10 protein-coding genes and 1 pseudogene are annotated in these 11,059 nt (G+C 60.4%); 3 read left to right on the plus strand and 8 right to left on the minus strand.

Going from position 1 to position 11,059, the window contains the following annotated elements:
• Together PMI42_RS40375 and purD are read right to left on the minus strand one after the other, a co-directional pair.
• Positions 1 to 102 (minus strand): annotated as a pseudogene (locus PMI42_RS40375) (alpha/beta hydrolase); the annotation flags it as partial.
• Positions 103 to 256: 154 nt separating this feature from the next.
• Positions 257 to 1,540 (minus strand): phosphoribosylamine--glycine ligase, encoded by a 1,284-nt coding sequence (purD, locus tag PMI42_RS08390; RefSeq protein WP_008132545.1) that lies wholly within the window; start codon positions 1,538 to 1,540, stop codon positions 257 to 259.
• A 260-nt stretch (positions 1,541 to 1,800) separates the two neighbouring features.
• Between purD and PMI42_RS39015 the strand changes: the two genes are divergently transcribed.
• Positions 1,801 to 2,250: a hypothetical protein gene (locus PMI42_RS39015; protein WP_157195727.1), complete on the plus strand. Its 450-nt coding sequence runs from the start codon at positions 1,801 to 1,803 to the stop codon at positions 2,248 to 2,250.
• 969 nt (positions 2,251 to 3,219) lie between these two features.
• Here the strand turns inward: PMI42_RS39015 and PMI42_RS08400 are convergent.
• The 3 genes from PMI42_RS08400 to PMI42_RS08410 form a co-directional block, all read right to left on the minus strand.
• Positions 3,220 to 4,131, minus strand: a complete 912-nt coding sequence (locus PMI42_RS08400; RefSeq protein WP_008132547.1) for a DNA adenine methylase — start codon at positions 4,129 to 4,131, stop codon at positions 3,220 to 3,222.
• Positions 4,128 to 5,477 (minus strand): hypothetical protein, encoded by a 1,350-nt coding sequence (locus tag PMI42_RS08405; protein ID WP_008132548.1) that lies wholly within the window; start codon positions 5,475 to 5,477, stop codon positions 4,128 to 4,130. Before PMI42_RS08405 ends, PMI42_RS08400 begins: the two co-directional genes overlap by 4 nt.
• Positions 5,478 to 5,818: 341 nt before the next feature.
• The gene (locus tag PMI42_RS08410) at positions 5,819 to 6,628 is read right to left on the minus strand and encodes an outer membrane protein (RefSeq protein ID WP_008132550.1); all 810 of its coding nucleotides are present in this window, start codon (positions 6,626 to 6,628) and stop codon (positions 5,819 to 5,821) included.
• Positions 6,629 to 7,034: 406 nt separating this feature from the next.
• On the opposite strand from PMI42_RS08410, the gene PMI42_RS08415 reads away from it, so the two are divergent.
• Positions 7,035 to 7,997: an AraC family transcriptional regulator gene (locus PMI42_RS08415; protein ID WP_008132551.1), complete on the plus strand. Its 963-nt coding sequence runs from the start codon at positions 7,035 to 7,037 to the stop codon at positions 7,995 to 7,997.
• 71 nt (positions 7,998 to 8,068) lie between these two features.
• On the opposite strand, the gene PMI42_RS08420 is transcribed toward PMI42_RS08415, so the two are convergent.
• The 3 genes from PMI42_RS08420 to PMI42_RS08430 form a co-directional block, all read right to left on the minus strand.
• Entirely contained in the window at positions 8,069 to 8,368 is a 300-nt protein-coding gene (locus PMI42_RS08420) for a winged helix-turn-helix domain-containing protein (protein WP_008132553.1), read from the minus strand.
• A 3-nt stretch (positions 8,369 to 8,371) separates the two neighbouring features.
• A complete protein-coding gene (locus PMI42_RS08425; protein WP_008132555.1) occupies positions 8,372 to 8,926 on the minus strand; it encodes a hypothetical protein in 555 nt (184 codons plus the stop codon).
• Between the two features lie 271 nt (positions 8,927 to 9,197).
• On the minus strand, positions 9,198 to 10,208 hold the full coding sequence (locus PMI42_RS08430; RefSeq protein ID WP_008132557.1) for an alpha/beta hydrolase: 1,011 nt from the start codon (positions 10,206 to 10,208) through the stop codon (positions 9,198 to 9,200).
• A 120-nt stretch (positions 10,209 to 10,328) separates the two neighbouring features.
• Here PMI42_RS08430 and xseA point away from each other — a divergent pair.
• On the plus strand, positions 10,329 to 11,059 hold a 731-nt coding region (gene xseA / locus PMI42_RS08435; protein WP_035964917.1), incomplete at its 3' end, for an exodeoxyribonuclease VII large subunit.

Consider the following 11,059-nt stretch of genomic DNA (forward strand, 5'->3'; position numbering starts at 1 on the left):
CAGCGGCGGGCCGCTGCCGCCGACGCGGGCGAAGATGCGGCCGAACGAGGTGTTGATCCATTCGGAGGCGAAGCCGGGATAGAGGTCGGCGAGATCGGACATCTTCTGCATCCTTATCTGGTCGGTCGCGAGGGCGCCTCAACATGAAAGTCGAGAAACAACCCCATGCACAGTAGCTAAGTTCAACGCCTGCCTGTGTTTTTTTGGAGTGCCGACGGGCGCGGCGGGAATTGCGCGCCGCGCCGGAAAAACCCTGTCAGCCCCTGGCCTTCTCGGCTTCCACCGCCTGCCAGCCGATGTCGCGGCGGCAGAAGCCCTCCGGCCAGCGGATGCGGTCGACGGCCTGATAGGCGCGCGCCTGCGCCTCGGTCACATCAGCCCCCAGCGCGCAGACATTGAGCACGCGGCCGCCATTGGCGAGGATGGCGCCGTCCTTCTCGACGGTGCCGGCGTGGAAGATCTCGGCGGTCTCGACCTCGGCGGCCTCCTCCAGCCCCTCGATGCGCGTGCCCTTCTCGTAGTCGCCGGGATAGCCCTTCGCCGCCATCACCACGGTGAGCGCGGTCTCCGGGTGCCAGCGAATGTCAAAGTTCTTCAGCTGGCCGTCGCAGGCCGCCAGCAACGCCGGCACGATGTCCGACATCATCCGCAGCATCAGCACCTGGCATTCGGGATCGCCGAAGCGGACATTGAACTCGAACAGCTTTGGGCCCTGCGTCGTCAGCATGATCCCGGCATAGAGAATGCCGCGGAACGGCGTGCCGCGCTGCTTCATGCCGGCAACGGTCGGCAGGATGATCTTCGCCATGATCGCGTCGTGGACCGCAGGCGTCACCAGCGGCGTCGGCGAATAGGCGCCCATGCCGCCGGTGTTGGGGCCGAGATCGTGGTCGAACACGCGCTTGTGGTCCTGCGCGGAGGCAAGCGGGATCGCGGTCTCGCCGTCGCACAGCGCGAAGAAGCTGATCTCGCGGCCCGCCAGAAACTCCTCGATCACGACTTCAGTGCCGGCCTCGCCAAAGGCGCCCTCGAACATCATGGCGATGGCGTCCTCCGCCTCGCGCACGGTTTTTGCGACGACGACGCCCTTGCCGGCGGCAAGCCCGTCGGCCTTCACCACGATCGGCGCGCCCTGGCTCTGCACGTAGGCGCGCGCGTCATCGGCATTGGTGAAGCGCTTGTAGGCGCCGGTGGGAATACCGAATTCGGTGCAGAGCGCCTTGGTAAACCCCTTGGAGCTTTCGAGCTGGGCGGGAATCCTGTCCGGCCCGAACGCCTTGATGCCGGCGGCGGTGAGATCATCGACGATGCCGGCCGCCAGCGGCGTCTCCGGCCCGACCACCACGAGCTCGACCTTGTTGGTCTTGCAGAAGTCGATCACGGCGGCATGGTCGGCGACATCGAGCGCCACGCATTCCGCCTCCCGCGCGATGCCGGCATTGCCGGGCGCGCACCAGAGTTTGGTCACCAGGGGGGAAGCCGCGATCTTCCACGCCAGGGCATGTTCGCGGCCGCCGGAACCAAGCAGGAGAATGTGCATCGAGGGCTCGAAATGACGGGTTTTGCTGGGGGCGGAGGTCGCACGAATCGGGGCGGGTCTCAAGGGGAAACGGCCGAACTCCCCGTCATTCTCGACCCGCCCTTAGGGGATGCGAGCTCGGATTTATCGCGCGGTGTCATGCGGATCGGTTAGCGACACTAACAAATAACCCTACACCTTCGGCATCATGCCTGAATTGCGTTAGCAGCTGTCGGGCCATACCCTTCGAAGCCATGCCCCTCAAACCAGGATCGACCGACATGGCAGTTATCGTTGGTTCGGCTGAAGCGGGAGATCGCTTACGGAGTGTTTTCTCTCGCAAGATGTCGCTCGCTAAGAACAAAGGCATATCATTTCAGTTCGAGGGACCCGACGAATCCATTGCATGGTGGAATAATGCCCTTTTGCAACAGCGGAACTCTTGTGCGTATCGCGAGACGCGCATCCGCATAATTCGCGAGCTAATTAATCGCCGCTTGATAGCGGGTCGAAACGGCAAGATACCTGACGCCCGCGGACCAAATTTTGAAATTGATCAAAAAGACGGAAAGGGAGCCTATTCGGCAGACAACTGTGTGTTGGCTTGCCTCTGCTGCAACAACGACAAATCAAACATTTACGACCACGTTACGTACAAGGAAGTTTTTGGTCCGGCGCGGAGCCGTCACTTTCGATATTTGGCGGAACAGGCGGGTCTGAGCTGGGACTAAGAGGCACCACTTACTTAATTGGTCAAGATCGACGCACTTCATCGCTTAACGGCATTCCGGTCAACGCGGCCGGCGAAAGATTCCCGCATCCGCTCTAGAAATTACGGTGACAGCACCATCACCGCAATTCAGAAAAAAATACTGCGCTCCGGACTAGACTTCGCGGCGAGACTTCGGGATTTCAACTAGAAGAATCTCAGCTAGCTTATCGATGCACGCATCACTCTGAAGCGCGAGATCGTCAGCTCTTTGATCCCAAAGCTCAACTATTCGTTGGCGAGTTTCTCGAATAACTTCGATTGCGTCAGCGTCGTCGCATTCTGGAGCGACTTTCTCATTCACCCAGCCCCAAGTCAAAAGGACATCAGCAAGTGTAAGCTTCGTAGGTCGCGCGATGCCTTGCACACTGCCTGGCTCTCGGATAACCCGTTTCAGCACTCGCCCGTGATCGTGAAAAAGTGCACCCTGATTAGCGCGAACGCACCGGGTATATAGGTCCCAAAGCTTTTCAGAACGCGTCATTTTACGTCGCCCATGAATGCCGAGCGATATTCTATCATTGCCTGGCTACTACGGTGACAACCCACTAGTTGGCAAACCAAAGCATCAGTCGATACCATTTGGTGCACTGTCACCGTAATTCCAAGCATTAGCTGCCACCGTCTCGCGCACTGTCACCGCAATTCGAACTCGGTCATTCGCCCATTTCAAAGCCATCCGAATAGCGCGAAAAGGTGTTCGCGCGGCGAGACGAATAGCAAAACGCCCCCACTTGCGCCTATCAGCGCCCACGCAACTGATCTCATACGAGCGTAAGCATATACGTCGGCGTCAGAAACGCCCTCTCTCTTGCGCCAAATCTGCGTGTCGTATGCATTGTAATAGGATTCAAATATTTTGTTGGTGGGATTGATGACGTTAAGCGCTATCCCCAAAAGACCTACAAGAGTAGCAACGACAATGCTCATGTCAGGCCGCCATTTTTACCTTGCCGATTTGCTTCACTGGACCGACAAGATCGGGTATTATGAGTTTCGGCGAAAAGAACATCACCTCTTTTCCGACGTACTGATCTCTGGCGCTATATCCAACGTTGTAAGTGATGCTGCGATAAGCAGAATAAAGCTTCTTGATCGCCGCGACGTTGTCATAGGAGACAATCCAGTTGCGGCCTTTCATTTTCTCGCCGATCAGGTTTGCAACATCGGCGTGATCCTCTGGCTTGTAATAATCGTAATATAGCTCGCGGCCACGCTCATAATATGGAGGATCAAGGTAGACCAGCCCCTTGTCCGGCCATTTCGGGAGTCCGAACTTCAAGAAAGAAATTGCGTCTCTATTGGTCAACTTGATCCGCTTCTTCATCTTCGCGATGGATTCGATGCGGAATATCAGCTCATCGGCATTATAGCGCGCATCAATCTTCCACGGTCCAGTTTGATCGCGACCGCCGATGACGCCGCCGTTCAATATACCAGATCTGTTGGTGCGATTAAGAAAGAAGGTTGCAAAGCCCACCTGCACGTAATCGTGGTCGTCAGGATTGGAAAAAATTCGCTTCTGCCTGTCCCATGCGCCAATTGATAGCTTCGTGTTCTTGACGAGCCGACAAAGCTCCTCCGTGTCATTGAGGACACTTTTCCAGAACGAGTATACGTGGTGACTTACATCGTTGATGCGAATTTGGTGAACGTATTCTTGAAATAGCAATTCCAACGCGATGCCGGCGCCGCCTGCGTAAGGCTCGGCATACTCGCTGTCATAGAGCTTATTCTGCTTGATGATTTCCTTGACGTAGGCTGCGAGCTTGGCTTTGCCGCCTGGATAGCGCAATGGGGTGAAGTGAATGAGCCTTCTAGGCTCAGCCGCTTGCTTGCTCATGGCCAGATTTTTTCGAAGAGCGGCTGAGCATGATCCCATGCAGCCTTCAGCGCTCCCGGCTCAGGGGTAGCAAACCGGTCATGGATGTAGAGATGGAGAAGTTCAATATTCATTGGGCTAGTTTTCACGCTAAGGCTACGTGTGATGTTCGCGAAGTGCGATTGCGGCACTCCCAACTTTACAAGAATGTCCACTGTCTCGGACAGCTTTTTGTCGAGGCTTTTCCAAACAGTTTTCCCGCTCGGCGTTTGGAAATCTAGAGAGCCGCCGTTGTGCTCCAAGAAATAATCGACTGACAACTCTAAGAACACCCGCAGGAGAACCGCGATTGCATTCGGCGCGCTCACTAATTCGAGCGTTCGAAGTTCGCGATAGATTTCAGCAATGCGATTGTCTGTGACATTGACCGGACACCCCCTTGGAACAACGGTCTTGCGGTCGCTTGGATCTAGTTTGCGACGTGGCGTCGTCGGCCGAGCTTTCTTAAACTCAGAGAGTGGAATTTCGTCGAGCGTCCGCGCCGATCCACGCGCCTTGGACATGTCAGGCAAGTGGCTCTTCCCCATATCCTTGCGGACATAGTCCAACATGTCTTGTGTCTTCATAAAGTCGCCAACCTGCTTCTTCTTGGTGGCGAGGTCGGTGACGATCTTTGCGAGTGGCTTCGCGATCTCTCCGCCTGGGAGCTTCGAGATGATCCGACCGTCTTTGATATCGATGCCAAGTTCCGCGCGTACCGTTCGGTTTTCAAGGAAACGTTCCAGTGTTGAAGTTGGAAACTTGTCGGTAATCGCAGCGCGCTCCGCCGGGCTTAGTCCCGCGCGTTCGGTGACCAATTCGAGGGCCTGTACAACAGGGGGCTTTCCTTCAAACCGGCGCTTAGCGAGCGTTTTCCAGCTGTCGACGCCCGCGCCCTCGTGCCCAATATTGTGACGAAGGCCAAGCCAATAGCGTCCCTCTTCCCGTGTATGCAATTCAAAGCACGCCAGCGGCTCGACCATGCTCTTTTTGAATCTTCTTGCTAGCTTCTCAAGGATCGTTTTCATTGGGGTCGGCATATCCAACCCGCTCATGACAGCTGTATTGGTGAGCAGTTTGAAGACCGCTACGCGGCGGTTGCCCTCCAGTGCAATATACCTTCGCGGCGTTTGGTTCAGGCGAAGGACCAGAAATCGGTCCATCGGGTTCATGCCATTATCAACGATGCTCTGCGCAAGCCGAACGAGCTTCGTCTTTTGGTCCTGAACGATCTTTTGCAAGGCCTCTTGTTGACCCGCCGCGTGCGAAATGCGCGGATTGTCGTGATCAAGCACTAGGTCCGCGATATTGAGTTTGATTTCCGGCATTTAGCCTCCCCTGCCTAACGGCAGGATAAGACGGCCTGCAACCAGGGGTAAAGACCGTCTTCCGGCTAAATCAGGAGGTATATTTCGTTCTCAGGTATTATGGTCTCCTCCGGGGGGACGGGTAGAGTTTGCACCACATGCCGCGAGGGCGCCGCGGCCGACCGCGGTTGCCGTGACGGTGGTCTGCGGCTTCTTGCCGACGAACGCCTTCTCGGGATTACGATGACAGTGTCACCGTAATCCCGCCCCAACACAGGCGCGGGTCTGATGTTCATCGGCGCGGCACAACGAGAAAGCCCCGAACGATGCCGGGGCTTTCCAAGATTTCAGCGTGAGCCGGCTCAGTACTTCGCGACGACCGGGCCACCCCAGTTGAAGCGGTAAACCAGCTCCAGTTTTGTCGTGTAGACAATCGGACGACGTGAATCGACGTCGCCCGTGAAGGCGCCGGCGCCAGCCGCAGCGCAGATGGTGCCGGCCGTCGAGCAAAACGGGATCGCCTCCTTGCGGCTGTAGTAGGCGGCGCGGCCTTCGCCCTTCAAGAACAGACCAGGCAACCCGTCGAAGGCATACTCGATACCGGTTCCGACGAAGAAGCCGTCAAACCTCTGCGCGGGAATGGAGCCGCCGGTGAAATCAAGGGGCGTGGCGCTGCCGTAAAAATCCACCTGCTTGAAGTGAGCCTGGGTGTACCCGGCATTGAAGTAGCTCAGCACGGACGGCGCGACGAGGTAGCCGATGCGGCCACCGACGGCCCATGACCAATCGTTGGACAGTCTTCCGATGGTGGAGTCGCCCATGCCGCTGATGCGGACCATCTGGTCGCCCTTGATGTCCGACCATGTGCCGTCGGCGAAGGCGCCGAGCACCCAACGACCGCCGAACTGATAGTCGCAGCCAGCGCCAGCCGTCGCGAGCCAGCCATCGCCGCCGGCGGTCGCATTCAACACGTTCTGGCCAAATCCGACGATGCGCTCGTCGTGGTCGACGCGATACAAGCCGTATCCGCCACCGCCGCTGATCCAGCAGCCGGTCCAGCTGGTCGCCGACGCAACGGGGGGAGCCTTCGCATAGGTGCGCGGAGCCATATCAGCGGCAAAAGCCGATCCGGTCATGGCCGCGACAGCGGCCAGAGTGAGCAGAATCTTCATCTTGAAATCCCCAACCTTGATCCGAGACAGGCGCGAGCTGCTGAACGTCGATCTGGCTGTATCGCGCCGATCTCGCCGGGAGATACTCGCGTGGATTCGTCGAGGCGTCTTGTTCCCTGGCGATTTCGAATTTCGCTACACCGCAGAGGTCGCGGAGTTCTCCGCGCTGTGACTGCGGAGCAACAAGACTGGCAAGAACTTTCGCCCAAGCGCATCAAACTTTGGCTACGGCGCACTCGCAATTCCAGCAGCGCGCTCAACTGCAACTGAAGGACGTTGCATTTCACACCCGGAACGCTATTTTTGGGCTGAGGCTCATGACAAACGCATCTCGAAGCCGTCTTGCGGGTTTCGCCCGATGCGGACGCTGCCATTCGGATGACCGCTGTCCGCGGAGACCCACGCATTGCAGAAGATCATCGTCGCGTTGGACGACCTCCCGGCGGGGCTGGACGAGAAGGCGCGCTTCTCGCTCTGGAACGACCGCTTCAATGCCATCAAGTGCCAAATCGATTGTTCGCGGATCGAAGGCCAGCCGTTCACGGCTCACTTCGAAGCAACCGCGGTCGGCACGACACGCACCGCATTGTGCGATGCGAGCGTCAACAGAATGGTGAGAACACCGCAGATCGTTGCCTCCGAGGGGGTGGACGAGTTCGTCATCTGTATCAACCGCGGCGACAAGCCGATGGTTGCCCGGCAACTGGGTCGAGAAGCTGCCGTCGAGCCCGGCGCCGCCATTCTGATGAGCATGACGGAGCCAGGCGCGGTGCACGCCAACGGGTTCAACTATCTGATGGTCGGCATACCGCGGATCGAACTTGCCGCATTGATCCCTGACCTCGACGACGCCGCGATCCGCCCGCTCGATCCGTCGGGCGCGCCGCTCCGCTATCTCCGTCAGTATGTCACATTCCTGCACAGTCTTGACGATACCGCGTCCGATCCAGCGCTCGCAGGACACATTCGCACCACGCTGACGGACCTTTTTGCGTTGACCATCGGCGCGGGGCGCGACGCGGCGCAGGCTGCGACGTTGCGGGGCCTGCGTGCAGCGCGATTACGGGACATCCTGGCCGAGATCAAAGCGAACTTCGCGGACCCGGCGTTCTCGCCGGGCCAGCTCGCGCAAAAGCTCGGATTGTCGCCGCGCTACATTCAGGCCCTCCTCCACGAGACCGGTGCAAGCTTTACCGAAAGGGTGCTGGAATTGCGATTGCAGGGCGCGAGGATCATGCTGATGTCACCGGGGCACGGTCGGCTGAAGGTCAGTGAGATCGCCTATGCGAGCGGATTCAGCGATATTTCGTATTTCAACCAGGCGTTTCGCCGACGTTTCAGCGCCTCACCGACGCAGTTCCGTGCGTAAGGCCATGGGCAGGGAATGCCGGTCCTTGAACGATGCCCCCTGCAGACTTTCCCAGGGTCATCGCGACAAGCTCAGACCTGCTTCCCCGCAATGATCTCCTGCAACGTCGCGACATGCCGCGCAAAGGCACCGCGGCCGGTGGCGGTCGCGGTGACCGTGGTCTGCGGCTTCTTGCCGACGAACGCCTTGTCCACGGAGACGTAGCCGGCCTTGGCCAGCGTCTCGATATGCGCGCCGAGATTTCCGTCGGTGGCGCCGGTGAGCTTTTTCAGTCGCGCGAACTCCAGGCCTGTTGAAACCGGCAGCGCGTTCAGCGCCGCCATGATCTTCAGCCGCAGCGGCTGGTGGATGATGTCGTCGAGATCGGCCATGCGCTAGATCCGCCGCATCCAGAGGCCGCCGAGGATCAGGCCGCCGCCGTTGACGAACGCCATCCACAGCGGGAACGCCTCGCCGATCCAGAAGAAGCCGATCAGCGTCAGCGCGGCGATGCCCAGACCAATCGCGACGAAGGCATAGCCGAACCAGAGTCCCGCCAGCGTGTAGAACAGCATGAAGTAGAGCGGCCAGAACGCGCCGAGCTGGCGCGGACCGAAATGGCCGACGACGTTGGTGCAGAGATAGCCGAAGGCGAAGAACAGCGCGAAGACCAGAACGAGCCTGAGGTCGAAACCGGCACCGCGCGGATGATGCGGCGGATTGAGCAGGCGGAGCGCAACCAGACCGACGACACCGACGATGTCCACAGCGGCCCAGGCGTAGACCGCCCAGACCGGCCAGAGCCAGGTGACGAGATTGCCTGCGAACACCAGCACGCCCCACCAGATGGCTGCGAGGCTCGCCAGCTCATAGAGCTGCGATTGCTTGACGCGCTGGACGATGTCGTCGATGTCGGCCAGCGCCGCGGAGGCTTCCTTGCTGTCGATCATGTCGTCCCTTTCAGGTGCACGGCTGGCGGGTTATGCGCGGTGGCAGCGGAGCAAGCGCCTCGTCCTTCGAGACGACCGCTGCGCGGTCTCCTCAGGATGAGGCTGAGATGCAGCTTTGCCTTTGGATGAGGCTCAGCTGCACCAGTCCCCGTTGAAGCGGCTGCCACACCCTCCGCCCTCATCCTGAGGGCCCGCCGCAGGCGGGCGTCTCGAAGGATGGACGCGGGGAAACCGCTCCCGTCTGCGCTTGCCTTGCCGCCAGCGGATCGCATCACGACTGCCCTGCCCCGCGCGTTGCGACGTCCTCGGCGATCGCGTTGACCGCCTTCGGGTTGGTGACGATGCCCATGTGGTTGATGCCGTCGAGCAGCTTGACGTCGACCGATGGTTTGATCGCCTGCACGGTCTCCGCATATTTATCGGAGATCATCATCTCGTCCTCGGCGCCGCCGAAGATGGTGATCGGGCGGGTCGTGGCGGGAAAATCGAGGCGATAGCCGCGCGTCGCGTAATTGCGCATCAGGCGATCCGAATAGGTGGAGACGAGGAATTTCTCCATGTTCGGGCGCACCGCCAGGGCCAGCACCGGCAGCTGCGAGCAGCAGTCGATGCCGAGCTTGCGCAATGCGGCGAGCGCGAAGAAGCGCGGCAGATCCGCATTGGCCCAGCCGCCGGAATTCGGCCGGTTGGTCGGCGCGTCGTAGCCGAGATAGGGCGCAAGCAGCACGGTGCGCACGAACATGTCCTGCATGATCGGCGTCGCGGCGACGCGCAGCGAGAAGCCGGCGCCGGCGGAATGGCCGACCAACGTGAGCGGCAGGTCCGGTGCGGTCTTGCGGACCTCGGCGACGAAATCGACGAGATCGTCCTCGAGCTGGCCGACGTAACCGATGTCGCCGCGCGTGCCGGAGCCGCCGTGGCCGCGGACGTCCAGCGCCCAGGTCTCCACCCCGTGCGCGGCGATGGCATGCGTCAGCGCGTGGTTGACGGTGCCGCTGGAGCCGGAGGAGCCATGGATGAAGATCGCGCCGCGCCGTGTCTCCGGGCCGTTCGCCGCATAATGGCGGAAGCCGATCCAGGTGCCGTCGCGGGCCTGGAAGCGCTCCAGCGGGGGCAGCGTGGACCAGTCGATCCCCTTGGATGAGTCGGAGACCGACCGCATCTCGGGCGGCCGCTGCAGCGGGGTCGCGATCATCGCGGCCAGGATCAGCGCGACGGCGCCGACCGCACACAGGGCCCATTTCAGTCCGTTCAGAACGCCTCGCAGCAGCCGGATCGCCATGGCTCAATCTCCATCGGACTCATTCGCAATAGAGAACTCTATATTACAGAGTACTCTTGCGATCAATCCCCCGGATAGCGCCGCGCTGCGAAAATCCTTAACGTCGGGTCTGACCCCAACATGCCGAATCGTTTGCCGATGCCGCCTGCGGAACCCCTGCTCAACGCCCCCGAATTCACCGTTTCCGAACTCTCCCAGTCCCTGAAGCGGACGGTGGAGGATGCCTTTGGCCATGTCCGGGTCCGCGGCGAGATCTCCGGCTTTCGCGGCGCCCACTCCTCCGGCCATTGCTATTTCGCGCTCAAGGACGAGAGCGCCAAGATCGAGGCGGTGATCTGGAAGGGCGTGCACGGCCGGATGCGCTTCAAGCCCCAGGAGGGGCTCGAGGTGATCGCGACCGGCAAGCTCACGACCTATCCGGGCTCCTCGAAGTACCAGATCGTGATCGAGGCGCTGGAGCCGGCCGGCATCGGCGCGCTGATGGCGCTGATGGAGGAGCGCAAGAAGAAGCTCGCCGCCGAAGGCCTGTTCGACGAGGCGCGCAAGCAGCTGCTGCCGTGGCTGCCCGACGTGATCGGCGTCGTGACCTCGCCGACCGGCGCGGTCATCCGCGACATCCTGCACCGGCTCAATGACCGCTTTCCGCGTCATGTGCTGGTGTGGCCGGTCAAGGTTCAGGGCGAAGGCTCGGCCGAGCAGGTCGCGGCCGCGATCCGCGGCTTCAACGCGCTGCCGGAAGGCGGCAGGATTCCGCGGCCCGACGTGCTGATCGTCGCGCGCGGCGGCGGCTCGCTGGAGGACCTCTGGTCGTTCAACGAGGAGATCGTGGTGCGGGCGGCCGCCGAGAGCAT

This window comes from Bradyrhizobium sp. YR681 (assembly GCF_000282615.1).
Classification (GTDB): Bacteria; Pseudomonadota; Alphaproteobacteria; order Rhizobiales; family Xanthobacteraceae; genus Bradyrhizobium.

What these genes read in the sequence shown, in the direction of transcription:
- purD (WP_008132545.1), bottom strand. Translation starts at nt 1,540, where the DNA reads ATGCACATTCTCCTGCTTGGTTCCGGCGGCCGCGAACATGCCCTGGCG.
- PMI42_RS39015 (WP_157195727.1), top strand. Translation starts at nt 1,801, where the DNA reads ATGGCAGTTATCGTTGGTTCGGCTGAAGCGGGAGATCGCTTACGGAGT.
- PMI42_RS08400 (WP_008132547.1), bottom strand. Translation starts at nt 4,131, where the DNA reads ATGAGCAAGCAAGCGGCTGAGCCTAGAAGGCTCATTCACTTCACCCCA.
- PMI42_RS08405 (WP_008132548.1), bottom strand. Translation starts at nt 5,477, where the DNA reads ATGCCGGAAATCAAACTCAATATCGCGGACCTAGTGCTTGATCACGAC.
- PMI42_RS08410 (WP_008132550.1), bottom strand. Translation starts at nt 6,628, where the DNA reads ATGAAGATTCTGCTCACTCTGGCCGCTGTCGCGGCCATGACCGGATCG.
- PMI42_RS08420 (WP_008132553.1), bottom strand. Translation starts at nt 8,368, where the DNA reads ATGGCCGATCTCGACGACATCATCCACCAGCCGCTGCGGCTGAAGATC.
- PMI42_RS08425 (WP_008132555.1), bottom strand. Translation starts at nt 8,926, where the DNA reads ATGATCGACAGCAAGGAAGCCTCCGCGGCGCTGGCCGACATCGACGAC.
- PMI42_RS08430 (WP_008132557.1), bottom strand. Translation starts at nt 10,208, where the DNA reads ATGGCGATCCGGCTGCTGCGAGGCGTTCTGAACGGACTGAAATGGGCC.